25 protein-coding genes and 1 tRNA gene are annotated in these 24,394 nt (G+C 62.1%); 14 read left to right on the top strand and 12 right to left on the bottom strand.

Annotated features, from left to right (window positions below; translation table 11 throughout):
- Position 1 precedes the first annotated feature (1 nt).
- A complete protein-coding gene (locus VUN82_18910) occupies positions 2–922 on the bottom strand; it encodes a hypothetical protein (GenBank protein XAS71134.1) in 921 nt (306 codons plus the stop codon).
- 131 nt (positions 923–1,053) lie between these two features.
- Positions 1,054–2,730, bottom strand: coding sequence for an AMP-binding protein (locus VUN82_18915; GenBank protein XAS71135.1), 1,677 nt, complete (start codon positions 2,728–2,730; stop codon positions 1,054–1,056).
- Positions 2,731–2,813: 83 nt separating this feature from the next.
- Between VUN82_18915 and VUN82_18920 the strand changes: the two genes are divergently transcribed.
- Positions 2,814–3,092, top strand: coding sequence for an antibiotic biosynthesis monooxygenase (locus tag VUN82_18920; GenBank protein ID XAS71136.1), 279 nt, complete (start codon positions 2,814–2,816; stop codon positions 3,090–3,092).
- 137 nt (positions 3,093–3,229) lie between these two features.
- On the opposite strand, the gene VUN82_18925 is transcribed toward VUN82_18920, so the two are convergent.
- Together VUN82_18925 and VUN82_18930 are read right to left on the bottom strand one after the other, a co-directional pair.
- Complete coding sequence (locus tag VUN82_18925) at positions 3,230–3,607, bottom strand: thioredoxin family protein (GenBank protein XAS71137.1); 378 nt, start codon at positions 3,605–3,607, stop codon at positions 3,230–3,232.
- Positions 3,608–3,688: 81 nt separating this feature from the next.
- Positions 3,689–5,530, bottom strand: coding sequence for a GDSL-type esterase/lipase family protein (locus VUN82_18930; protein ID XAS71138.1), 1,842 nt, complete (start codon positions 5,528–5,530; stop codon positions 3,689–3,691).
- A 305-nt stretch (positions 5,531–5,835) separates the two neighbouring features.
- Here VUN82_18930 and VUN82_18935 point away from each other — a divergent pair, with 305 nt between their 5' ends.
- The 4 genes from VUN82_18935 to VUN82_18950 all read left to right on the top strand — a co-directional run bounded on the left by VUN82_18935 (position 5,836) and on the right by VUN82_18950 (position 8,848).
- Positions 5,836–6,261, top strand: coding sequence for an ester cyclase (locus tag VUN82_18935; GenBank protein ID XAS71139.1), 426 nt, complete (start codon positions 5,836–5,838; stop codon positions 6,259–6,261).
- Positions 6,262–6,364: 103 nt separating this feature from the next.
- Positions 6,365–7,042 carry a TetR family transcriptional regulator gene (locus VUN82_18940; protein XAS71140.1) on the top strand — a complete coding sequence of 226 codons (678 nt, stop codon included), beginning with the start codon at positions 6,365–6,367 and terminating at the stop codon, positions 7,040–7,042.
- Positions 7,039–8,055 (top strand): ABC transporter ATP-binding protein, encoded by a 1,017-nt coding sequence (locus tag VUN82_18945; GenBank protein ID XAS71141.1) that lies wholly within the window; start codon positions 7,039–7,041, stop codon positions 8,053–8,055. Before VUN82_18940 ends, VUN82_18945 begins: the two co-directional genes overlap by 4 nt.
- Complete coding sequence (locus VUN82_18950) at positions 8,048–8,848, top strand: ABC transporter permease subunit (protein ID XAS71142.1); 801 nt, start codon at positions 8,048–8,050, stop codon at positions 8,846–8,848. The genes VUN82_18945 and VUN82_18950 overlap by 8 nt, the downstream gene beginning before the upstream one ends.
- 6 nt (positions 8,849–8,854) lie before the next feature.
- Here the strand turns inward: VUN82_18950 and VUN82_18955 are convergent, their stop codons facing one another.
- The gene (locus tag VUN82_18955; protein ID XAS71143.1) at positions 8,855–9,400 is read right to left on the bottom strand and encodes an acyl-CoA thioesterase; all 546 of its coding nucleotides are present in this window, start codon (positions 9,398–9,400) and stop codon (positions 8,855–8,857) included.
- A 190-nt stretch (positions 9,401–9,590) separates the two neighbouring features.
- Here VUN82_18955 and VUN82_18960 point away from each other — a divergent pair, with 190 nt between their 5' ends.
- Positions 9,591–9,812 (top strand): hypothetical protein, encoded by a 222-nt coding sequence (locus tag VUN82_18960; protein XAS71144.1) that lies wholly within the window; start codon positions 9,591–9,593, stop codon positions 9,810–9,812.
- A 219-nt stretch (positions 9,813–10,031) separates the two neighbouring features.
- On the opposite strand, the gene VUN82_18965 is transcribed toward VUN82_18960, so the two are convergent.
- Positions 10,032–10,113 (bottom strand) — tRNA-Tyr (locus VUN82_18965).
- Positions 10,114–10,240: 127 nt separating this feature from the next.
- Positions 10,241–10,507 (bottom strand): hypothetical protein, encoded by a 267-nt coding sequence (locus VUN82_18970; protein ID XAS71145.1) that lies wholly within the window; start codon positions 10,505–10,507, stop codon positions 10,241–10,243.
- Positions 10,508–10,686: 179 nt separating this feature from the next.
- On the opposite strand from VUN82_18970, the gene VUN82_18975 reads away from it, so the two are divergent.
- The 4 genes from VUN82_18975 to efeB all read left to right on the top strand — a co-directional run bounded on the left by VUN82_18975 (position 10,687) and on the right by efeB (position 14,948).
- Positions 10,687–11,178, top strand: a complete 492-nt coding sequence (locus tag VUN82_18975) for a YajQ family cyclic di-GMP-binding protein (protein XAS71146.1) — start codon at positions 10,687–10,689, stop codon at positions 11,176–11,178.
- Between the two features lie 208 nt (positions 11,179–11,386).
- Positions 11,387–12,247 carry an iron uptake transporter permease EfeU gene (gene efeU / locus VUN82_18980; GenBank protein XAS71147.1) on the top strand — a complete coding sequence of 287 codons (861 nt, stop codon included), beginning with the start codon at positions 11,387–11,389 and terminating at the stop codon, positions 12,245–12,247.
- A 71-nt stretch (positions 12,248–12,318) separates the two neighbouring features.
- The gene (gene efeO, locus VUN82_18985; protein ID XAS71148.1) at positions 12,319–13,512 is read left to right on the top strand and encodes an iron uptake system protein EfeO; all 1,194 of its coding nucleotides are present in this window, start codon (positions 12,319–12,321) and stop codon (positions 13,510–13,512) included.
- A gap of 65 nt (positions 13,513–13,577) precedes the next feature.
- Positions 13,578–14,948, top strand: coding sequence for an iron uptake transporter deferrochelatase/peroxidase subunit (gene efeB / locus VUN82_18990; protein XAS71149.1), 1,371 nt, complete (start codon positions 13,578–13,580; stop codon positions 14,946–14,948).
- Positions 14,949–15,058: 110 nt separating this feature from the next.
- Here the strand turns inward: efeB and htpX are convergent, their stop codons facing one another.
- Together htpX and VUN82_19000 are read right to left on the bottom strand one after the other, a co-directional pair.
- Complete coding sequence (gene htpX, locus VUN82_18995; GenBank protein XAS71150.1) at positions 15,059–15,928, bottom strand: zinc metalloprotease HtpX; 870 nt, start codon at positions 15,926–15,928, stop codon at positions 15,059–15,061.
- A 158-nt stretch (positions 15,929–16,086) separates the two neighbouring features.
- The gene (locus tag VUN82_19000) at positions 16,087–17,358 is read right to left on the bottom strand and encodes an MFS transporter (protein XAS71151.1); all 1,272 of its coding nucleotides are present in this window, start codon (positions 17,356–17,358) and stop codon (positions 16,087–16,089) included.
- 116 nt (positions 17,359–17,474) lie between these two features.
- Here VUN82_19000 and VUN82_19005 point away from each other — a divergent pair, with 116 nt between their 5' ends.
- The 4 genes from VUN82_19005 to VUN82_19020 all read left to right on the top strand — a co-directional run bounded on the left by VUN82_19005 (position 17,475) and on the right by VUN82_19020 (position 21,049).
- Complete coding sequence (locus VUN82_19005) at positions 17,475–18,275, top strand: hypothetical protein (protein ID XAS71152.1); 801 nt, start codon at positions 17,475–17,477, stop codon at positions 18,273–18,275.
- Positions 18,276–18,305: 30 nt separating this feature from the next.
- Positions 18,306–18,785 (top strand): Fur family transcriptional regulator, encoded by a 480-nt coding sequence (locus VUN82_19010; GenBank protein ID XAS71153.1) that lies wholly within the window; start codon positions 18,306–18,308, stop codon positions 18,783–18,785.
- A 14-nt stretch (positions 18,786–18,799) separates the two neighbouring features.
- Positions 18,800–20,281 (top strand): catalase, encoded by a 1,482-nt coding sequence (locus tag VUN82_19015; GenBank protein ID XAS71154.1) that lies wholly within the window; start codon positions 18,800–18,802, stop codon positions 20,279–20,281.
- A gap of 132 nt (positions 20,282–20,413) precedes the next feature.
- Positions 20,414–21,049, top strand: a complete 636-nt coding sequence (locus VUN82_19020) for a DUF2461 domain-containing protein (GenBank protein ID XAS71155.1) — start codon at positions 20,414–20,416, stop codon at positions 21,047–21,049.
- 160 nt (positions 21,050–21,209) lie between these two features.
- Here the strand turns inward: VUN82_19020 and VUN82_19025 are convergent, their stop codons facing one another.
- From VUN82_19025 to adhP, 3 genes are all read right to left on the bottom strand, one after another.
- Positions 21,210–22,766 (bottom strand): amino acid permease, encoded by a 1,557-nt coding sequence (locus VUN82_19025; GenBank protein XAS71156.1) that lies wholly within the window; start codon positions 22,764–22,766, stop codon positions 21,210–21,212.
- Between the two features lie 156 nt (positions 22,767–22,922).
- Positions 22,923–23,357: a DUF779 domain-containing protein gene (locus tag VUN82_19030; protein ID XAS71157.1), complete on the bottom strand. Its 435-nt coding sequence runs from the start codon at positions 23,355–23,357 to the stop codon at positions 22,923–22,925.
- Positions 23,357–24,379, bottom strand: coding sequence for an alcohol dehydrogenase AdhP (gene adhP, locus VUN82_19035; GenBank protein XAS71158.1), 1,023 nt, complete (start codon positions 24,377–24,379; stop codon positions 23,357–23,359). The genes VUN82_19030 and adhP overlap by 1 nt, the downstream gene beginning before the upstream one ends.
- Positions 24,380–24,394 lie beyond the last annotated feature (15 nt).

Genomic DNA, 24,394 nt, shown 5'->3' on the forward strand with positions numbered 1-24,394 from the left:
TCTACATTGCGCGGAGCTTCGCATTCTTGATCCTGGAGATCACTCCGGCGAAACCTTCGGCAAGGTCGTCTGCATTGACCTTGACATAGGACCAGCCAGCGCTGAGAAATGCCTCGTCGCGGCGGTTATCCCTGGACTGCTGTTCACGTGTCAGGTGATGGGCGCCGTCGTACTGTACTGCGATGCGAAACCGCCGGTACCCGAGGTCGGCCCTGGGTGATAGCGGATCCAAGGGGTCCAACTGCAGCTGTAGTTCCGGCTCCGGCAGGCCGGAATCCCGCATGGCCAAACGCAGGAATGTTTCTGGATACGAATCTGCGCCCACCCTCATTTCGTCCAGTGCCAGGCGGGCCTTTTCCACCCCTTGGAGATTAGGGTGTTGTCGAATCAACAGCCGAAGACCGGATGGGTAAGCATAGGGTTCGGACCGTGATTCGAAAGCTGGCCGAGGGCGACGGATCAGCTGATCGCCCATCGCAATGACATAGGGAAGAGGCAATTCCGTGGCTAGGTCCAGCCAGGTCCGGGGCCGCACCGAGACCGGGACTCCCTGATAATTCACAACCTCGCCAGGGAAAACCCGAACTCTGTGACCTATTACTCCGGTCCGGCGAACGCGCGGTAGTTGATGTGGCTTGCTGAGATGGATTGTCTCCTCGTTGCCCATCCAAGGCGGAAGCCCCAGCCCGGTCAAAAGGGCAGCAGTCTCATGCGAAACCCAGGCGCCCGGTGTTGCGGCGGCCAGAACCCTCGCCCGTTCCAGCAATTCAATCTCACGTCCCGTTGGCAGATAAATCAGCCGACCGCCGTCGGCCAGGTCCTTGGCTCTCAGGCGTTTGGTCGCGACGCCCAAGGCGCGGGACTCATAGACGGTGAAGGGCCGAGCGTCGAGCCCGTCCGGCAAAGGATTGATGCGAACCATGCACTCCAGTCTGTCGGCTGGAGGCCTAGGAAATTGAGTTATCCACAGGTCCACCTACTGCCGAGGCAACGCGGGGTCACTTTTGGCCCTTTAAAGGCGTCAACATGGGCCATAAGTGACCCCGCGTTGCTTTAGAGGTGCAGGCGGGAGACCGCTTCCTGGCGCATGTCCACCTTCCGAACTTTGCCCGAGACGGTCATCGGGAAACTCTCGCGGACATCCACGTATTTCGGAATCTTGTAGTGCGCCAGCTTGCCCCTGCAGTACTCGGCGATGTCCTCCGCGGTCAGGGTTTCCGCCCCCGGTTTGAGGATGATGCAGGCCATGAGTTCCTCGCCGTATTTAGCGTCCGGAACCCCGATCACCTGCACGTCCTGGATGGACGGATGCAGATACAGGAACTCCTCAATCTCGCGGGGATAAATGTTCTCGCCACCACGAATCACCATGTCCTTAATCCGGCCTTCGATCACCAGATACCCATCCTCGTCCATGCGGGCGAGGTCGCCGGTATGCATCCAGCCCTCGGAGTCAATGGCCTCGGCGGTCTTGTCCGGCTGGCCCCAGTAGCCCTGCATCACCGCGTAGCCGCGCGTGCACAGCTCACCGATGACGCCGCGCTCCACCACTTCACCTGTACCCGGGTCCACAATCCGGCTCTCAAGGTGCGGCATGGTCCTGCCCACTGTGCTGGTCCGGTGCTCCAAAGTGTCCCCCGCCCGGGTCATGGTGGACACCGGCGAAGTCTCGGTCATGCCATAGCAAATGGCAACATCCACCATGTGCATCTCATCGATGACCCGGCGCATCACCTCAATGGGGCACAACGACCCCGCCATGACACCCGTCCTGAGCGTGGAGAGATCGAACGTGGCAAAGTCGGGCAGCGCGAGTTCGGCAATGAACATGGTGGGCACGCCATAAAGCGACGTGCCGCCAAAGTCCTGCACGGCTTCCAAGGCCGCCGCTGGGCTGAATCCCCTGCTTGGGATGATGGTTGCCGCCCCGAAACTCAGGGCATTCAGGTTCCCGATCACCATTCCGAAGCAGTGGTAGAAAGGCACTGGAATCACCACGCGGTCATGTTCCGTGTAGCCCAGGAGGCGGCCGATCGAGTGACCGTTGTTGAGGATGTTGTGGTGCGTGAGGGTCGCACCCTTCGGGAAGCCCGTGGTGCCCGATGTGTATTGAAGGTTGATGGGATCATGCGGATCCAGTTCGGCCATACGGTCCCGTACTGCAGAAGGCCCGACGCCGTCCGCCCGGGTCAGGAGCTCGGCATACGTCAGTTCGTGGCCGGCCTGGGGGACACCCGGGGTGAGCCCCGCAACCGGTTCTCCGGGGAGAAAGACGATCTCCCTGAGTTCGGGGCAAGTGCCTGCAGTTTCCCTGGCCATGCCCACGTAATCGCTGTTCTTATCGGAGGGCGCAGCCACGAGCATCCGCATACCGTTCTGCTTGACCACGAATTCCAATTCGTGCCTGCGATAAGCCGGGTTGACGTTGACCAGCACGGCCCCGATCTTTGCCGTGGCGTACTGCAGGATGGTCCACTCGGCACAGTTCGGGCTCCAGATGCCGATGCGCTCGCCTTTCTCCACCCCGAGGGCGAGGAGCGCGCGGGCGAGGTGATCGACGTCGTCGTTAAGCTTTTCGTAGCTCCACCGACGGGCATCCCCGCCTGGCGTGGCAGCGGCTTCTATCAGCGCGTCCCTGAGCGGAAACTGCGCTGCGATGCGTTCAAAATTGGCACCGATGGTCTCTTCGAGCAGCGGGACGTCAGTGTCTCCGTCGGTGTAGGACAACATGACCGAACGCTACCAAGACAGTGCGCGCAACAGAACCGTAAAGTGGACAATCGGCTCCGTGTCCTCCCGGTAGGGTTGGATCCATGAGTGCACCCATCGACCTGCAGGCCACGTTCATCCCCAACGACGGCGAATTCTTCCGCGTGAAGCTCGCCTTGGAAATCGCGATCGACGAGGTCGTCAACGAGCCCGGCTGCATCCGTTATGAACTGACCGAAGCCAGTGAGGAGAAGCTGGTGCTCACAGAGCGCTGGGAATCGGAAGAGGCCTTGGAGAAGCACTCCAAGGGCATTGCAGTGCAGGACCTGAACGAGTCCCTCAGCGCCTTGCTGGCTGAGCCGGTCAAGCTCGAACGGCTCTAGCCTCTCCCAGCCCTGGCTCAGCTCCCCACACCAGCTCAGCGAAATCGCCGCAAAACTGCGGGAACGCATTAAAGCATCGAGGTCGCCGGAATTTTCCGGCGACCTCGATGCTGTTCCGGCGGTTTCGCCGGGCGGGTCTAGCTTTCCTGGGCCTCGGCACGCGCCTTGGCCACGTGGGCGTGGACTTCTTTCATGTCCAGGCCCTTCACGGCCTCGATGACCTGCTCCAGCTGCGGGCCGTTGAGGGCACCCGGCTGCGAGAAGACAAGCACTTTCTCGCGGAAGGCCATGAGCGTCGGGATGGACGTAATCCCGGCTTCGGCGGCGAGCTGCTGCTCAGCCTCGGTGTCCACTTTCGCGAAGACCACGTCCGGGTGCTTCTCAGAAGCTGCCCCATAGGTGGGCGCAAACTGGCGGCACGGGGCGCACCAGGCGGCCCAGAAATCCACCAGGACAATGTCATTGCCCTCGATGGTCGATGCGAACTGTTCTCCAGTGATGTCAACTGTAGCCATGTTTCCACGGTACGCGACCCCGCTCGCTAAGTCCCGTGGAGAGGGGCATTGTTCGCTTCCCGCGTCACCGGGAATAAACGGCTACTTGCCCAGGACGTACTTGAGCGCGGACGCGTAGAGCGGGGCCACCTTGTTGTGTCCGGTCTGGTTTAAGTGGACGTCATCAAGATAATTCCAGGTGGCCCCAGCAATAGTTGCGGTCCCGGCCATCGAGATGCGTGGCCAGCCCCGGACAGCAGCTTCGCGTGTCAAGAGCCCGTCCACCCATCGGCGCTGGAAATGGCTGGCGTCGTAGCGGGAGATAACCCCCGTGATGAGGATGGTGCTGCGGGGATATTTGCGGCGCAGTTCATCCCACAGTCGGTTGGCCTGGGACAGGATCGCGGCATCGGTGGCAAGAATCCGGGCGTCGTTTCCACCAAGAGTCACCACCACCAGTCCGGGGTTTCCTTGGGGCAAAAGAATCCGGTCCAGGAGCACGGCATCCGTCGCCGAATTGCCGCCTACGGCAGGACTTCCCGAAACGTATCCGATGCCGCCAATGCTTCGGACCACTTGTCGGGTATAGCCAGCGGTGCGGGCGCCCTGTTCACCCCATGAGTCGAGGTCCAGCTGCGAGTCGCCAAGGAAGACCACCGTGGAGGCGTCCACTGCTTCAGCTGAATACAGCTCCTGCGTGGAATCGTTCCAGATGGTTTCCAACTTTTGGAAGGCGACGTGGGAGCCCCGGGCATCGGACCAGGTATCGCGCACCGGCCAGCCGAACTCGCCCGGATTGATGGACCACACTTTGTATGTGGGGTGCCCCACAATCCGCGCTCCCGTTGCAGGCCCCCAAACAAGCCAACCGTTGACGAACTGCTGCACCAGACCCCCGGCCCGCGGAAGCTTGTCCGTGAGGGGCAAGCCCAATTGGCCGGCAGCTCCACCCAGGGAGACGTAGCGGTTGTGGACGTCGCCATGGGTGGTTGAATGCGCACCAGTGGCCGCCGACCAGTAGACCGTGCCGCCCTGGAAGAGTTGGTAGACGAAGTCGTTTTGCCGGTATTCCTCGCTGACCGGATATCCCAAGGCACCGTTCTGGCCTCCCGTCGCGGACCAGTAGCCACGGATGGCTCCCGTCAGGGCCCTCGCTCCGGTGGCGGGGGACCAGATCATGGTTCCGTGCTGGTACTGCTGTGATGAGCCGCCATTACGCAGTCCAGTCGCTTCATCCGTAGTGGGATAGCCAAACTCACCGCTTTCCAGCCCGGATTGGCGCCAGCGCTCACGTATGGCGCCCATGGAGGGATGTGCCCCAGTCGCCGGGGACCACACAATAAAGCCGCGCTCGAAGACCTGGTAGGCACCGCCCTCGGGCAGTCCGGTGCGTTCACTGCCGGCCGGGTACCCGAGGAAACCAGCCTCAAAGCCCGCCCTCCCCCACGCCAAATGGATGGACCCCGTGGTGCGTTGGGCACCAGTAGCTGCCGAGAAACTGATCGCTCCTCTTTCGAAGAGTTGCTTGGAACCCCCATTGCGCAGGCCGCTTACAGTGTCTGTCGTGGGATAGCCGTGATAGCCAGCAGGACCATTGGCGTCCCACCATGCGGTGCGGACCGGCCCATTGACCACCACACGGGCTCCCGTACGGGCAGACCAAGCGATATCGCCACCGACGAACCGTTGCACGCAACCGGTGCTGGAGCATTCCTCCGCTGCCGTGGGCCGGATCAGAACGCTTCGGGCCCAAGTGCTGGTGCCGTAAAGCTGCCCGATGGCGCCTGTGACGGGAGGAGTGGAAGTCTGAAACTTGATGCTCGCCGACGGGAACGCTTGCGCCGGTACCACTGTTCCAAGCAGGCCAAGGACCAACAACAGCGCCGCCGCTGACCGGGCGATTTTGCTTTTCTTCGACCACGAAGCCGACCCCGCACAACCCACTTATCTACCCCTGCATCGTCGGACCCAAAGGCCCCGTCACTGCTCCCCCACGAAGACAGTCAAGCCAGTATCTTCGACGGCGGCACTTCAGGCAGCGACGACGCAGCGTTTGGTGTCACATCGTTATGTTCCCCGGCCGGCGGGCATCGTTCCGCTGAGTCATGGGAACCCCTGTCATCGCCGGATCCTTCGTCCTAGACTGGCCTCCCATGGTGACTTGGGGACGGGTTGCGTTGCCTGCTCTGACCAGTTCTTGCCCGACCAGTTCTTGCCCGGCAGCCACGCATTCAATGAAGGGAATGAACGTGGAGCCTGAGGATAACAAAGCGCTGGTTAGGCGCTTCTACGAAGCGATCGATGCCGGCAACATCGAAGCGATGGACGATCTGGTTGCTGAAGACTACCTGGACCATCACCCTCCTTTCCCCGGGCTCTCGGCTGGACGGGAGGGACTGAAGGAGGCCTTCCGCATTTTCCTCCAGGCCACGCCGGGACATCATGTTATTGAAGATCAGATCTGCGAAGGCGACAAGGTAGTTACCAGGCTGACCGCCCATGGTCGACACGAAGGCGAGCTGCCCGGTCCGCTGGCTGCTACAGGCGCCCAACTGGACGAAACCGCCGTTGCCATCCACAGAATTCAGGACGGCAGGATTGTGGAGCATTGGTCCGATCGCGACGACCTCGCGCTGATGCAGCAGCTTGGGATTATTCAGATGCCAGGCGCCTGAATCGAGCCGCGAAGCTTCCGAAATACGCCCAAAGCAGCCTCGCATCCGTGAAGTGAATCCCTGCCTCTTGCCAGCGATTGAACAAGTGTTTAGTGTATGAAACATGCGTTTAACCGCAGAGGATTTAACCACCCGTGCACGCATCCGTGATGCCGCCATTGGACTGTTCGGCCGCGCTGGTTTCGGCCCTGCTACCGTCCGCGCGGTCGCCTCTGCCGCAGGGGTCAGCCCTGGGCTGGTGATCCACCATTTCGGCAGCAAGGCAGGTCTGCGCGAAGCATGCGACCAGCATGTCCTCGCGCAGACAGCCAGCCAGGGCAGGGAGAAAACAGACCCAGGCACCGCACGCCAATTGATCCAGGACTACCTCAACCACCCGGACCAGTACGCCAACGAAATCGCCTACATTCGCCGCTCCCTGGGTGACGAATCCGAGGCCGGCGACGCATTCTTCGACGCCGTGGTGCGCCAGACGCAGGACATCATCGAGGCCGGAATCGCTGCCGGCACCATCCGCGACTTCGACGACGTCCGGTCCACCGCCGTCGTCGTTGCATCAAACAGCCTCTCAATGCTCATGCTGGGCAGGCACCTCTCACGGGCGCTGGGTGCAGATGTAGCCGAACCGCACGGCATAGGACCGGAACTGCTGCGGCAATTGACCGTGCCTGCGCTGGACATCTACACCAACGGCTTCTATGCGGATTCGCGGTTCCTGGACTCGGCCCGCGACGCCCTGCAGCAGGACACCATCAACCAAGGAAGGGAGCATGCCCCGTGACCCAGGCAATCGTCGTCGAGGGGTTGCGCAAGAAGTTCGGCCAGCGCGAGGTCCTCCACGGACTCGATTTCGCCGTTGAACCGGGAACGGTCTTCGGCGTCATTGGACCGAACGGGGCGGGCAAAACCACCACCATGCGCTGCCTGCTGGATATCATCCGGCCAAGCGCGGGGACCATTTCAGTCTTGGGCCAGGATCCGCGCCGCGCCGGAATCGGGCTGCGCCGCAGGATCGGTTACCTCCCCGGTGAACTCCACTTGGAGAACCGAACCACGGGCCGCCGCATGCTCGAGCACTTCGAGGCCATCAGCGGCCCGGTACAGCCCAAATATGTCAACGAGTTGGCAGAACGGCTGGACCTGGATTTGGACCGGCAGACCCGCAAGCTCTCCAAAGGGAACAAGCAGAAGCTCGGCCTCCTGCAGGCGTTCATGCACCGCCCCGAGCTCCTGGTGCTCGATGAACCAACCAGCGGCCTGGATCCCCTGGTCCAACAGGAATTCCATTCACTGGTCCGCGAAGTGGTGGACGATGGCGCCACGGTCTTCCTCAGCTCACACGTGCTGAGCGAGGTCCAGCAGGCCGCCGACGCCGTAGCCATCCTTCGCGACGGCGGCATCGTGACCATCTCCACTGTTGAGGCCTTGAGGAACGCGGCCGTACGGCAGTTGCGGTTCAACGCGGCGGGCGCAGAAACGCACGACGTCGGGGCGCTGCTGGCGCGGGTGCCCGGCGTCGCCAACGTTGTGCTGCGGGAGCTTCCTGGTGACAGCGCAGCGGAAGCCGCCGTCGAAGCAACGGCGACGCTCTCGGGGCAGGTCCAGCCACTGGTGCAGGAGCTGGCCCGATTAAACCTCACAGACCTCGTCCTGGAGGAGCCGGATTTGGAGGAAGCCGTGCTGACTCTCTACACGGGGCACTATGCGGGCAACGGAAACGGACACGGCGGAAACGGACGAAATGGAAATGGACACACGTCCCTGAGCCACACGGAAGGAGCACACCATGTCTAAGTTCCTCCCCCTCTTCACGAAAGCCTTGACTGACTCGTGGCGGTCCACCCTCGCGTGGGCCTTGGGACTGACGGCCGCGATCATGCTGTACCTGCCGCTGTATCCGTCCATCGGCGGCAGCGCGCAAATGCAGCAAATGATCGACGCACTCCCCCAGGAGATGACCAAGGCCCTGAACTATGACCAGATCGCCACCGGACCTGGCTATACCCAGGCCACCCTTTTCGGGTTGATCGGTTTCCTGCTGATGTCCATGGCCTCCGTCGGTTGGGGCGCGGCGGCAGTCGGCGGGGACGAGGAGTCTGGGCTGTTGGAATTGACCTTGGCCCATAGCGTGACCCGAATCCAGGTGGTCCTTGAACGCGCCCTGGCACTCGTGGTCCGCGTCGCGATCCTCTCAGCCTTGGTCTTCCTGCTGGTGCTGGTGCTGAACGGGCCCTCGAAACTGGATATCGACGTCGGGCATCTCTTCGGTGCGGTAGTGCTGTTTGCCGCTTTGGCACTGCTGAGCGGAACAGCGGCGCTGTGCGTAGGTGCGCTGACCGGGCGGAAGGTTTATGCGATTGCGGCGGGTGCCGCGGTCGCCGTCCTCGGCTATGTCTTCAACGCTGTTGGGAGGCAAAGTCCCGACGTCGACTGGCTGCTGAACCTTTCGCCGTACCACTGGGCGTACGGCAATTCACCCGTGACGAACGGTGCTGATTGGGGAGCGGCTGCGGGCCTGCTGGGTATTTCCGCGGCGCTTATCGCACTGGGCGCGGTTGCACTTCAGCGGCGGGACGTCGGCGTTTAGTTATCCCTAAGCCCACACGTGCGGAGCTGGCCGACGGGCTCCTGGGAGCGCATTGTTTTCGCGCCATTCATGGATCCACTCCGGCAATTCCAGATCAGCCGGTGGCGCACCGAACTCAGCAATGATCTCCTCCTGCGTCACTGGCTTTCCCTTGTTGACCAAACGGGTTGCGATGTGGGCGCGGGCGTAGATCTCACCCTCCACCACCATGCGCTGCTCAAAGTAGATGGCTTTGGTATCCAGTCCGATGATGCGCGTTTCGATGGTGTAGCGCTGCCAGAGTTGCAATGACTTGCGGAAAGCGATGGTCTCTCCGGCAGCCACGGGACTCCAGCCGCGTCGGCGCATCTTTTTCCAGATACCGCTGCGAACCATGAGGTCGAAACGGCCGAGGTCCATCAAGGAGAAATACATACCGTTGTTCACGTGCATCGCGATGTCGATGTCCGTCGGCAGAACGCGCAGGGGCAGCGAGGACGTTTCCCAAGCACCCAAGGGTGAACGCTTGGATGAGGTGAACAGCAGCATGAGGGTGCGGAGAAGCAAATGCATGCGAGCAATGTTACCCGCGAGTAACTTCACTGGGAATAGGCAGACCGCATAGTGGACGCAGTGTCGCCAAAGGCGTTAGTACATCCATCGCTTTATGTCCAACGATTGCACAAACGTTTACCGCCAGTTCATCCATCCCGTGCACAATATCTGAAACCCGGAAACATCGACTCATCACCAGGGAGACCCCTTGAGCACTTTGCAAAGCACCAAGCCGCACGCAGACGTCTGGCCTGACCTCGCCCGCCACCAGGACGTCGTACTCCGGGACGCCCGGGGCAACCGCATCGAAGGAAGCATCGACGGCATGACCGATGACCGCAGCACACTCTGGGTACAGCTCAAAGGCGGTCTGGGCCGGCAGCTGGTTCACCACATGGACGGATACTGGCTGGAGACTCCTGCGGCCTAACCCCTTTTTAGGCGGCTGGCCCCCACCGTCACCACCAACTTTGAACACTCCTATCGGGTGACGCGCCGTTGTCTGCGGCGTGTCTCCCGGCTGGCTGAATCAAAGTGGGTGGTAGCCGCACAAGCTCGGCCCGACATCCACAGCCGTCGGCGGCAGCCCTATCCCCTGATCATACGAAAAATCCCCGGAACCTAGTGGTTCCGGGGATTTCCCTTTGGGTGGCAGATGAGGGATTCGAACCCCCGTAGGCGTTGCCAGCTGATTTACAGTCAGCCCCCTTTGGCCGCTCGGGTAATCTGCCGAACTTCAAAAGAAGATCACTTCCGGAGACCGTTTCTTTCGATCCGGTAACCGAAGGCAGAGATAACCTTACAGAACTTCCGGCCAAGAATCTAATCGAGGGCGGACACGCCGGAATGGCCGGTATTTCAGGCTTCTCCGAGGATCCGGCCAGCCAGTTTCGCTTCAAACTTTTCTGCTTGTTCGGCCGTGATTTGGTTGAGCTCCACCGCACGCTGCAGATCGGCGTGCACGCCGTCCATCCGCGAAGCCGCATCCGGCACCGGGCTCAGGACGATCGACGCCGCCACGGTCACCGCTGCCACCGCACTCGCCGCGGCTGCCGCTGCCGTACCGATCGAACCAGCTGCCGCGGAAGCGGACTTCGTGACGTAGTGGACGGCCTTGTGGCTCATGCTTACCTCCGGGGTGGGCTCTTCCAACTGGTACAACTCTCAAACACCCACCTCGGTTCCAAGCAAGCATGTGCTGTGAGCGAACTGTGAAAGTTATCCACGGCCCCATCCCCCGCCTTCCGTACTAGGCTGGATGGCAGACAAACCGCCCTTACCGGGCCCCCAACCTAAGGAGAGTCATGGCAGGCGAATCAACATTCGACGTCGTCAGCAAGGTAGACAAGCAAGAGGTCGCCAACGCGCTCAACCAGTCCCAGAAGGAAATCGCGCAGCGCTACGACTTCAAAGGGGTCGGCGCGGAGATTGACTTCAGCGGCGAAAAGATCCTGATGAAGGCCAACTCCGAGGATCGCGTCCTCGCCGTCCTGGACGTCTTCCAGTCCAAGCTCATCAAGCGTGGCATCTCCCTGAAGTCCCTGGACCAGGGCGAGCCTTACCCCTCCGGCAAGGAATTCCGGCTTGAGTGCACCATCAAGGAGGGCATCGCCCAGGACATCGCCAAGAAGATCAACAAGATCATCCGCGACGAAGCCCCCAAGTCCGTCAAGTCCCAGATCCAGGGCGACGAGCTTCGCGTCACCTCCAAGTCCCGCGATGACCTGCAGGAAACCATGAACATCCTCAAGAAGTTCGAAGAGGCAGACCTGCAGTTCGTGAACTTCCGCAGCTAGGCTGCCGACGCTGCACAGCCAGCGTCATAAAAGCCGGGGTCCGGCGCCGCTCAGGGCGCTGGACTCCGGTTTTTTATTGCCCGGGTCCGTCGATTGTCGTAATGGCCGGAGACATTAGCGCACAAAATTTTTGCGTAATCACCGCAGGGCAGTATTCTTCTTCATTAGGCAAGCCTAAGTATGGCTACCCTGAGTGAAAGAAATGCACATGACCGCCAACTTCCTGATAGGCCTGCGTGAGGGCCTCGAGGCCTCGCTCATCGTGGTCCTCCTGATGGCCTACCTCATCAAGACCGGCCGGCAGTCCCTGCTCCCCCGGCTCTGGACCGGCGTCGGGCTGGCCATTGCCATCTCCCTCGCTTTCGGCGCCCTTCTTACTTTCGGCCCGCGGGGCCTCACCTTCGAGGCCCAGGAAGCGATCGGCGGAGGGCTGTCCATTGTTGCCGTAGGCCTCGTGACCTGGATGGTCTTCTGGATGGCGCGCACCGCCCGCAGCCTCGGAAGCGACCTCCGGTCCCACGTGGACAAAGCAGCCGACGGCGCCGCATGGGGCCTTGTGCTGGTTGCGGCACTGGCCGTGGGCCGCGAAGGACTCGAAACCGCCCTCTTCATTTGGGCGGCAGCGCAAGCCACCGGCGAAACCACGTTCCCCCTCCTTGGCGCCCTGCTTGGCCTCCTGACAGCTGCCGGACTCGGATACCTGCTCCACCGGGGCGTCCTCAAGGTCAACCTGGGCCGCTTCTTCACCTGGACGGGAGTGGGACTCATCGTTATTGCCGGGGGCGTCCTTGCTTATGGCATCCACGATCTCCAGGAAGCCGGCATCCTTCCCGGCCTGCATAGCCTGGCCTTCGACCTCTCAGCCGCCGTTCCGCCGTCGTCCTGGTACGGGACCTTGCTGAAGGGCACACTGAACTTCTCCCCGGCCACCACCTGGCTGGAAGCAGCAGCCTGGCTGCTGTACGTCATCCCCGTCCTGTTCCTGTACATCCGGGCCAACCGCTCCCATCCTCCGGCGGCAGCAGCGAAGACGCCCGCGGCGAACCCGGCAGTCGCCCTGCAGCAGTAAGAACCCAGAGCCTCTCCAACTCGACGCGCAGGCCCTCGCAGCCGCGCCTTCCCCCAACACAAAGGACCCCCATGCTTGGCACGTTCCTGTCCACGTCCACTTCCCCGAAGCTTCGCAGGACCCTCACCGTCATCGGCGCAGCCGCCGCCGTCCCCATGGTTCTGGCGGGCTGCACTGACAATGCGAAAACCACGGCGGCCACGGATGGGCCGATCCAGGTCAGCAGTACCGCTAATGAATGCAAGGTCTCCACAGGAACTGCGCCCAGCGGCAACCTGACGTTTGCCGTGAAGAACGAAGGCACCGAGGTCACCGAGTTCTACCTGCTGGCCGAGGACGGTTTGCGGATCATCGGTGAAGTGGAGAACATCGGGCCTGGAATTACGCGGAACCTGGTGCTCACGGCTCCTGCAGGCAAGTACAACACCGCCTGCAAGCCGGGTATGCAGGGCGACGGCATCCGGGCTTCGTTCGAGGTCACGGAATCCGGAAACAAGCCAAGCGCAGATGCTGACTTCCAAAAGCTGCTTGAGACCGGCTCCCAGCAGTACGCCGCTTACGTCAAGGACCAAACGGAGCAACTCGTCACAGGCACCAAGGCCTTTGCAGATGCCTTCGCAGCCGGTGACGCCGCCAAGGCCCGCGAACTCTATGCGGCGACCCGTATGCACTGGGAGCGGATCGAGCCCGTTGCCGAGTCGTTTGGCGATCTCGACCCCAAGCTGGATGCACGCGAGGCCGATCTCGAGCCTGGCCAGGAGTGGACCGGCTGGCACCGCGCCGAGAAGGACTTGTTCCCGCCTGCGGACTACACCGCCATGACGCCGGCCGAACGAACCGCGATTTCCGCTCAGCTGGTTGCAGATACTGCGGACCTCGCAACGCGTACCCGCACGGTGGAGTTGACGGCAGACAAGCTGGGCAACGGCGCCAAGGAACTCCTCGATGAGGTTGCTACCGGTAAGGTGACGGGCGAGGAAGAGATCTGGTCCCACACCGACCTCTGGGATTTCCAGGCCAACGTGGACGGCGCCCGCATCGCCTTCGAGAGCCTGAAGCCGGCCTTGGAGCAAAAAGACGCCGAGCTTGCCAAGTCCCTTGACGAGAAGTTCACAGCCCTCCAAGCCGAGCTGAAGAAGCACGCCAAGGGTGATGGCTTCTCCTACTACAACGAGCTGAGCCAGGATCAGATCCAGCAGCTCGCCGCGCTGGTCGATTCCTTGGGCGAACCGCTGTCCAAGCTCACCTCGGCCGTCGTGCTGTGAGCGGCTGCCCCTATGGGCACACCGGCGAAGCCCCCGCAACTCCAGGTGCCGGACAGCCAGTGGATGTGAACGATTCCGTCCGCCCAGGCGACGCGACCGGCGTCGAACGTTCCAAGGGGACTCCCGACGGCGGTGCGTCGGCTACCGCTGGCACCTCCCGTCTTTCCCGCCGCGGCCTCCTTTCCCTTGCTGGAGTGGGCGGCGCAGGCGCAGTGGCTGGCATCGCCGCCGGTTTCCTGGGCCACGACGTGGTCGCGGCCGGTGCGGCATCGGCCGCGGAATCCGACACAGGGGATGCTGTTGTTCCCTTTTTCGGCGAGCACCAAGCTGGCATCACCACTCCGGCCCAGGACCGCCTTCACATGGCTGCCTTTGATGTCACCACGGAGGACCGGAAAGAGCTGATCAAGCTCCTGAAGGATTGGACCGCTGCTGCGGAGTCCATGACGGCGGGCCACCCGACAGGTGCGACTGGCGCCGTCGATGGTCCTTACGACGCCCCGCCGGAAGACACCGGTGAGGCGTTGGACCTCGCTGCGGCGAAACTGACTCTGACCTTCGGTTTCGGCGCAGGCTTGTTTGAGAAGAACGGCAACGTGCGCTTTGGCTTGGACGGACGCAGGCCCGAAGCCCTGATCGACCTCCCGCATTTCCCGGGTGACGACCTTCAAGCGGGCCGCACCGGTGGCGACATCGTGGTGCAGGCATGCGCCGACGACCCCCAAGTGGCCGTCCACGCCATCCGTAACCTTGCGCGCATCGGCTTCGGAAAGGTGCGGGTCCGCTGGTCGCAATTGGGCTTTGGCCGCACGTCATCCACGTCCCGGGCGCAGGTGACGCCCCGCAACCTCTTTGGCTTCAAGGACGGCACCAACAACCTCAAGGTTGAGGACAACGCCCTCCTCGAGGAGCATGTCTGGGTAGGTTCTCCGGCTTCGTCGAACGAAGAGTGGATGAGGGGCGGCAGCTATCTTGTGGCGCGCAGGATCCAGATGCACATCGAGATTTGGGACAGGACGTCGCTGCGCGAGCAGGAAGGCCTGATCGGGCGGACGAAGGGCGTGGGAGCGCCGCTGTCCGGTGGCGAAGAGTTCACGGCGCCCGATTTCAAGCTCGCTGGCCGCAATGGTGATCCACTCATCCCCTTGGACTCGCACGTCCGTCTGGCCCACCCGGACCAGAACGGGGGTGTGCGGATGCTTCGCCGCGGCTACAACTTCACCGACGGCTCAGACGGACTCGGGCATCTGGACGCAGGGCTGTTCTTCATCGCGTTCGTCAAGGATCCGCGGACCCACTACGTTCCCATGCAGATGGCTCTGGCCAAGGGCGATACCTTGTCCGTGGAATACCTGAAGCACACGGGCTCAGGGCTTTTCGCCGTGCCTCCGGGGATCCAGCAGGGCGGCTTCATCGGCGAAGGACTTTTCGGCTGATTCCTCTATTACGTCGTGAACCCGCTATTCCGTTGTTGGCCCCCCACGGAATAGCGGGTTCACGACGTTTTAGGCCTTGCGAAAGCCCCGTCCTTAGGAAAACCGCGTCCTTAGGAAAGCGGCCGGCCCGCCATGCGCTCAAGCCTGGTGATGCGTTCCTTCATCGGCGGGTGGGTGGAGAAGAGGCGCCGCATGCCACCGCCTCGGAATGGGTTCGCGATCATGAGGTGGGAAGCATTCACGAGCCTTTGATCCTGTGGGAGCGGAAGCTGGGAGACACCCGATTCGATCTTGCGCAGGGCTGAGGCCAGCGCCAGCGGATCGCCGGTCAGCTCGGCCCCGTCCTCATCGGCGTCGTACTCCCGGGTGCGGGAGATCGCCATTTGGATCAGGGAGGCCGCGAACGGCGCCAGCAGGGCCATGGCGATCATCGCGATGGGGTTGGCGTTGCGCCGGTCCCCTCCGCCGAAGAACAACAACATCTGCCCCACGGACGTGATCACGCCCGCAACGGCGGCAGCTACGGACGACGTCAGGATGTCTCGGTTGTACACGTGCATGAGCTCATGGCCCAGGACACCCCGGAGCTCGCGGGCATCAAGGACATGCAGGATTCCCTCGGTGCAGCAGACCGCGGCGTTCTTGGGACTGCGGCCGGTAGCGAAGGCGTTGGGCGTCATGGTGGGCGAGAGGTAAATCCGCGGCATGGGCTTGTTGGCCCGCACGGAAAGCTCCCGGACAATCTGGTACAGCTGTGGGGCTTGGGCTTCGGTGACGGGATAGGCGGCCATGGAGCGGATGGCGATCTTGTCGCTGTTCCAGTATCCGTAGGCGGTGGTGGCTACCCCGATCAGGGCAAAGATCCAGATGGGCGTGGTGCTGCGCGTGCCGGCCCCGATAATGGCGCCCAAACCCAACAGCACCGCCCACAGCACACCGAAAAGTGCTGCGGTCTTGAGTCCATTGTTGTGTTTGTGCACGGTTGTTCTTTCACTTTCTTTGGCTCGTGAGCAGTTTCTGTACGGATTACCTCTGTACCGATTAACGCCGACGGCGGTCGCCGTGTTCCGCAGCTGGCACGCCTGGGCTGGCGTCGGGCTTTGTTCCAATACCGCCCTGCTGGCTACGGGCCCGCTGGCTACGGCACCGGATGCTTCGCATCGTACGCGACGAACCCCGGCTGCAGGCGCGATGCCAGCCAAGCCAAGACAATGCAGACGATCCCGCCCATCAGCAGCACTCCGCCTTCGCTGAGGAATTGTGTGACCCCGCCGGCCAGCATGTCCCCCACGCGAGGGCCTCCTGCCACCACCACGATGAACACGCCCTGCAGTCTTCCGCGCAGGTGATCGGGCGTCGCGGACTGGAGGATGGTGGTGCGGAAGACCGCGCTGACAGAATCCGAAATCCCCGCCAGCGCACAACACAAGGCCGCGGGAAGGAGCCAGGGCGTTACGCCCTCGCGGCCCGAATCTCCAGCCAGCAACACCACCACTCCAAAGGCCGCAATCGAGGCGCCCCATCCGACCACCGACCACACCACTGCGCTGCCTTGGCGCCGCACCCTGCCGAGGGGACCGGAAAACAGTCCGGCCAGGAAGGCGCCCACGGCGGTAGATGCCAGCAGCACGCCCACCGTTGTTTCGCCGCCGCCAATCATGACTGCCCCAATTGCAGGCATCAGGGCACGGGGTTGGGCGCAGATCATGGCGATGAGGTCGATGATGAAGGTCATCCGGACATTGGGCCGCGTACCTAGGAACCGGAAGCCCTCCACTACGGAGCGAAGCCCGGGCCGGACCGCATCCTTTGACGGAGGCAGCGGCGGGAGTTTGGCGAGGCCCCACAGGGCAAAGGTGAAACTGATGACATCGATCGTGTAAGTCCATCCGAAACCGATCGTGGCCACCAGCACCCCCGCCAGGAGTGGCCCGGCGGTCATGGACAGGCCGAACGTCAGCATGCTCAAGGCGTTCGCCGCTGGGAGCAGGTCCTTCCGGACAAGGAGCGGAATGATGGCGCTTCGGGCGGGACCGTTGATGCCTTGTGCACCACTTTGGATGGCAACCAACGCGTAAAGGATCCAGATGTTGCCGATTTCCAGCCACGCCTGCAGTGCCAAACCGGCGGTGCTGGCCCAAAGCACCACTGATGCGATCAGCGCTACTTTGCGGCGATCGTAGGCATCGGAGATAGAGCCGCCGTATAGTCCGGTGATGACCAGCGGAACCAGCGCGAAGATACCCAGAAGGCCTACATAGAAGCTCTCCTGGGTCAGACGGTAAACCTCCAGGCTGACGGCCACCAACGTGAGCTGGGTACCGATGGCAGCCACCGAAGCCCCAAGCCAAAGCCGCCGGAAGGCCACGCTCGCCTTGATCGGGGTGATGTCTGCCAGTAGTTTCGCCACCTAGCCACCCTAGCGACCCAAGCGAACCCCAGTGACTTCGTTGCCTGCTTCGCTTGAATAACGCGTCTCCCGCCGTAACGCGCTGGTTGGTAGGCTCACCCGGGGAAGGAGTCCACATGGTCTTGTCGCGACGATTGCTGTTCCGCTCGGGCATCTGGGAAATTGCCAGGCCGCGTCACCCTTTGACGGCCGGGCACGTACTGATCCGGCTCTCGGACCCCTCCACGGAATTTACGGACTCCTCGGCGGCCGACTGGTTGTTCTGCCACAACCTCGCCCGGGCAGCATTGGACGACGTCCTTGGCGCGAAGCGGTTCGCGGTGACGTTCGCCCATCGGTGGCACCCGTTGGGTTCGGCTATCGGCGAGCCGGTGGCTGAGTCTTCCACACCCACGTTCCACCTGTTCGCTCGTTGGGAGGCGGAAAGCACGACGCCGGGACGCCAACTCGCGCTGCCAGCCCACCATCGCGTTCCCGAGCCTGAGGACAGCCTGGACATCGTGGATACGCGGATCCGGGATTCGCTGGGTCTTGGTGCCGCCACCATCGCAAAAGCACCCACCGGGCAGGTGGGGTCCGCGCCTGTGGCCATGTCCGGCGTCGTACCCGTTCAGGTGCCCATGCCGACTCCCTTGGTCGCGACGGTTGACGCAGACCGCCATCACAGCGTGATTGAGCCCGCCAGCGCGGCGGCTTCGATTTCCAATCTCGTTCCCGGGGAACTCGTTGCCATGGGGAGCGCCTTGGATGCCCTGCCGCTGACCAGTGGACTCACTGGCTTTAGCTGTGTGGCTGTCGAGGGCGGGAAGCCGGGTTCAGCTCTCCGCATCCACGCGGTGGGTCGATCTGCCGCGGAACAGGACAATCCGATGGTGGATTTGTTTAATTTGCCGGAAGTTAGCCGTGCCTTATTGTGAACTGCTCAAAATAAGTGGTTCAATGAGTGCATGACCGATCACACAGCCGACCAGGAAGCATGGGCCAGTGCCCTGCATGCCCACGGCAGGCGTGTGACCAAACAGCGGCTGGCAGTGCTGGCCGCGGTCCAGCATCATCCGCACTCCCCGGCAGAAGGCATCCTTGCCGCCGCCCGCAAAGAGCTTCCTGAACTGACGGCGCAGTCCGTTTACGTGGTGCTCAGCGACCTCACGGATTTGCAGATGCTGCGCCGCTTTGAACCCCCGCACTCCCCGGCGCTCTATGAAACCCGGGTGGGCGACAACCACCACCACGCCGTCTGCATCAGTTGCGGTCGCGTGGAAGACGTGGACTGCGCCGTGGGACACGCACCGTGCCTCACCCCGCACTGGGATGAAAATTCCAAGCCAATGACCATCCAGATCGCAGACGTCCTCTATCAGGGCATCTGCCAGGATTGCCAGGCAAAACAACAGCTCCCCAAACAAACGTCCGTAACTCAAAAATAAGAACAAGGAGAACAATGACTGCTATTTCAACAACCCAGTCAGGTGCCCCCGTTACTTCCGACGCGCACTCCAAGTCCGTCGGCGCCGACGGTGCCATCATCCTGACCGACCACTACCTGGTGGAGAAGCTTGCGCAGTTCAACCGCGAGCGGGTCCCGGAGCGTGTAGTGCACGCCAAGGGTGGCGGCGCTTTCGGTACGTTCAAGACCACCTCGGACGTATCGGCCTACACCAAGGCCGCGTTCCTGCAGCCGGGCGCCGAGACGGACATGCTGATCCGTTTCTCCTCCGTTGCCGGCGAGAATGGTTCTCCTGACACTTGGCGCGACCCCCGCGGTTTCGCCGTGAAGTTCTACACCTCCGAGGGCAACTACGACCTCGTGGGCAACAACACCCCGGTGTTCTTCATCCGCGACGGCATCAAGTTCCCGGACTTCATCCACTCCCAGAAGCGCCTCCCGGGTACCCACCTGCGTGACGCTGACATGCAGTGGGACTTCTGGACCCTCTCCCCCGAATCGGCACACCAGGTCACTTGGCTCATGGGCGACCGTGGCCTCCCGGCTTCCTGGCGTGAAATGCAGGGCTACGGCTCGCACACCTACCAGTGGATCAACGCCGCTGGTGAGCGCTTCTGGGTCAAGTACCACTTCAAGTCCAACCAGGGCGTCAAGACCATCACCGGTGACCAGGCTGAGCAGCTGGCAGGCTCGGATGCAGACTTCTACATCCGCGACCTCTCCGAGAACATCGAAGCCGGCAACTTCCCCTCCTGGGAACTGCACGTCCAGGTCATGCCCTACGAGGACGCCAAGACGTACCGCTTCAACCCGTTCGACCTCACCAAGGTCTGGCCTCACGCGGACTACCCGCTGATCCACGTGGGCACCATGGAGCTGAACAAGAACCCGGAGAACTACTTCGCGCAGATCGAGCAGGCCACTTTCGCGCCGTCGAACTTCGTACCGGGCATCGCTGCCTCGCCGGACAAGATGCTGCAGGCCCGCATCTTCTCCTACGCCGATGCACACCGCTACCGCGTGGGTACCAACCACGCCCAGATCCCGGTGAACCAGCCCAAGAACCAGGTCAACAACTACAGCCAGGACGGCGCCGGACGTTACCTGTTCAACGCCCCCACCACCCCGGTCTACGCACCGAACTCCGTTGGTGGCCCGGCTGCTGTTGAGCCCACTTCACCGGCAGGTGGCTGGGAGAACGACGGCGAGCTCACGCTCTCCGCGCACACCCTGCACTCCGAGGACAGCGACTTCGGCCAGGCCGGTACCCTGTACCGCGAGGTCTACGACGACGCCGCCAAGGCCCGCCTTCTGGACACCATCACCGGTGCCGTGGGCGGCGTGAAGAGCGCCGACATCAAGGAACGCGCCATCCAGTACTGGACCAACGTTGACGCCGAACTCGGCGCCAAGCTGCGCGCCAACCTCGGTGCAGGCCAGGCCTCCTCCGACGCCGAAGCAGCCAACAAGCTCTAAGCGACCGGATCGGTAAGAATTACCGTCGAACACCCCGTTGCGGATCTCCGCAGCGGGGTGTTCTTCTTTGTTTTTCCACATAGGCAGGCCGGGCTCTGGCTGCGCTGGTGCCATGGTCCATAGGATCCTTCCATGAGCACATTCGAGGGAATTCCATCCGCAGCCTTCCGCTTCTACGAAGAACTGGAAGAGAACAACAACCGCGAGTGGTGGTTGGAGCACAAAGACATTTACGACGCCGCCGTCAAGGAGCCGCTGGTCGCCCTCCTTTCAGAGCTGGAGCCTGAGTTCGGGCCAGCGAAGATCTTCCGGCCAAACAGGGACATCAGGTTCTCCCAGGACAAGTCACCCTACAAAACGGCCCAGGGTGCCTTCGCAGCGTCACAGGAAGGCCTGGGGTTCTACCTCCAGGTCAGCGCCGATGGTCTGTTGATCGGCGGCGGCTGCCATTCATATACTCCCGCGCAATTGGCACGCTTCCGCGCCGCCGTGGACGCTCCCGATAGTGGAGGGGAATTGCAGCAAATTGTGGACTCAGTTGCCGCAGCGGGTTTCGCCATCCAAGGCGAGATGCTCAAGACCATTCCGCGGGGCTTCGATAAAGATCATCCACGCGCCGAGCTCCTGAAGCACAAGTCCTTGTCGGCCGGGGTTGAGGTTGGTGAGCCGGAATGGCTCTCCACGCCGTCAGCCAAACAGGAGATCGCTGACCGCTGGGAAGTGCTGAGGCCGCTGGTGGACTGGGTCGGGAAGCACGCGGCACCGTAGCCCCTGTCCCTTTTGGCGGTGTCCGGTCCCCAGTGCCGTGGGTTGATGGCGCAGGTACACCAAAAGCGACTGGGTACACCAAAAGCGCTCGGGAATTGATGCTCCCGAGCGCTTTCGATGGTGATTCAAGCCAGCTGTCTGACAAGCAGCCGGGATTGGTCTAGACCTTGGTGAAGGAGTCTTCGTCCTCGTCGCCCTTGACCGCAGTAGTTGCAGAACCCCCATTCACGGCAGCCTTGGCTGAGGCGAACTTCTCGTTGAGCCGCGAGTGGCGTTGCCCGTAGGAGAAGTAGATGACCATGCCAATGACCAGCCAGATCGCGAAGAAGATCCAGGTTTCGACTGCCAGGTTGGTCATGAGGTAGACGCACAGGATCGCGGACACCCAGGGCAAGACCTTGCCGAACGGGACGCGGAACGCAGGCTTGAGGTCCGGACGCTTCTTGCGCAGCACCAGGATGCCCAGGCTGACCATCACAAAGGCTGACAGCGTTCCAATGTTGATCATTTCCTCGAGGAGATCCACATTGGTCAATCCGGCCACCAGGGCAACTGCTGCGCCACAGATGATCTGCAGGCGCGCAGGGGTGGAGCGCTTCTCGCTGGTCTTTGACAGCGACCGCGGCAGCAGTCCGTCGCGGCTCATGGCCAACACCACACGGGAAAGGCCCATGAGCAGCACCATGATCACCGTGGTCAGGCCCACAAGGGACCCAAAGGCAATGACCTTGGCGGCGTCGTTGTTGCCCACGGCCTCGAAAGCTGTAGTCAGCGTGGGGTTCTTTTCCTCAGCCAGCTGGGTGTAGGAGACCATGCCGGTCAACGCGAGGGAGACCAGGATGTAGAGCAACGTCACCACAGCCAGGCCGCCGAAGATACCGCGTGGCAGTGTCTTCTGCGGATTCTTGACCTCTTCCGCGGAGGTTGCAACAACGTCAAACCCAATGAAGGCGAAGAACACCAGGGCAGCACCAGCGAAAATGCCCAAGGTGCCGTACTGGGCAGGAGCAGCACCGGTCAGGAAGCCGAAGAAGGACTGCTTCATGACATCAGCGGCGCCTGTGCCCGTAGTCGGCTCCGAGGCGGGAATGAACGGTGTGTAGTTGGAGAATTTCACGTAGCTGAAGCCCACAACGATCACGAACAGCACTACTGCGATCTTGATCAAAGTGAAGATGTTGCCAACGCGGGCGGACAACTTCGTCCCCAGCACCAGCAGCACAGTGAAGATCGCGACAATGAGGAAGGCGCCCCAATAGAGGTCAACGCCGCCCAGGCTGAGCGACGGCGGAATGTCCAGGCCCATCAGGGCGAAGACTTTGCTGAGGTAGATGCCCCAGTACTTGGCGATCACCGCGGCAGCAGTAAAGAGTTCGAGGATGAGGTTCCATCCAATGATCCACGCGAGTACCTCGCCCATGGTGGCGTAAGTGAACACGTAGGCCGAACCTGCCACGGGGATGGCCGTGGCAAATTCGGCATAGCACATAATGGCCAAGGCGCACGTGACGGCTGCGATGGCAAAGGAGATGGTGACGGCCGGGCCGGCAAAGTTTGCAGCAGCCTTGGCGCCAACGGAGAAGATACCGGCACCGACAGCGACGGCGACACCCATAATCATCAGGTCCCAGGTACTGAGGCTTCGCTTCAGCTTGCGCCCGGGCTCGTCGGCGTCGGCGATCGACTGCTCGATCGACTTGGTCCTGAAAATGTTCATAAAAATGCCACATTCTGGATGGGGGTGGTATAGGACTCATCAAGAATAGTGTCCGGTCAGTGGACGGCCATATTTATCCCAGATAGTGAGACGGCCTCTGAGCTGGCGTTACTGATGTGACTGGTGTGACGGAAGCGAGTAGCCCCCGTCACACCACTAAACGCCTGAGACATCCCAGTCCATGATCGTGGAGCGGATCAGGAACCGCTTCCCCTCCGGGGACTCGACAGAGAAGCCGCTTCCCCGGCCTGGGACCACGTCAACAGTGAGGTGCGTGTGGGACCAGTAGGCGAACTGTTCCCTGGACATCCAGAACTCGAGGGGCTTTGGATCCTGGCCAGTTCCAGTTGCGAAGTCTGCACTGATATCGAACCTGCCGAGGAGGACATCCGAATCACCGGTGAGGAACTCCCCCGCCGGGTAGCACATGGGAGCGGAGCCGTCGCAGCACCCACCGGATTGGTGGAACATGAGCGGCCCATGCTGCTCCCAGAGCTTCCGCAGTAGTTCGACGGAGGCCGCGGTGAGCGCCACCCGGGAAAAGTTCTCCCCGGAGAGCGTCACCGCAGCTTCCAGCACCGAGTGATTCATCAGAACTTCAGAACCACTCGGCCATCGATCTTGGCGTGCTTCATCTCGTCAAAGACCGCGTTGACCTCGGACAGCTCGCGGGTGGAGACCGTTGGCTTGATCTTGCCTTGAGCATAGAACTCAAGCGCTTCTTCAAGGTCGTGACGGGTGCCCACAATCGATCCGCGCACAGTGAGTCCTTTAAGGACGATCTCGAAAATCGGCGCCGGGAAGTCACCCGGAGGAAGCCCGTTGAAGACGATGGTTCCGCCACGGCGGGCCATTCCGATTGCTTGCCCGAAGGCAGAAGGGTGCACCGCCGTCACCAGGACACCGTGGCAACCACCGGTTTCGCGCTGGATAACCTCTGCCGGATCCTCATGCAGTGCGTTGACCGTCAGCTCAGCGCCGTGTTCCCTCGCCAACGCCAGCTTGTCGTCGGCGATATCCACGGCGGCCACACGAAGTCCCATGGCCACCGCATACTGGACGGCAATGTGTCCCAATCCGCCGATTCCGGAGATGGTGACCCACTGACCAGGCCTGGCTTCGGTCATCTTCAAGCCCTTGTAGACCGTGACTCCGGCGCACAATACCGGAGCAACCTCCACAGGATCCGAGCCCTCGGGGATGCGGGCTGCAAAACGCGTATCCACCAACATGTACTCGCCGAACGAACCATCCACGCTGTAGCCACCGTTCTGTTGGGACTCGCACAGCGTTTCCCACCCAGTACGGCAGTACTGGCAATCTCCGCAGGCAGACCACAGCCAGGCGTTGCCAACAAGATCACCCACGGCAACGTCCGTTACCCCATCGCCCAGGGCCACCACTTCACCCACTCCCTCATGGCCGGGAATGAACGGAGGTGTTGGTTTGACCGGCCAGTCACCTTCGGCGGCGTGCAAGTCGGTATGACATACCCCCGACGTGATCAGGCGTACCAGCGCTTGGCCGGGACCCGGCGTCGGCCTTTCCACGTCCATGACCTTAAGGTCGGTTCCGAACTCAGTAACTACTGCTGCTTGCATGGTTGTCGACATTGACGATCTCCTTTG

Source organism: Micrococcaceae bacterium Sec5.1 (assembly GCA_039636795.1).
In the GTDB taxonomy this organism is placed as follows: domain Bacteria; phylum Actinomycetota; class Actinomycetes; order Actinomycetales; family Micrococcaceae; genus Arthrobacter.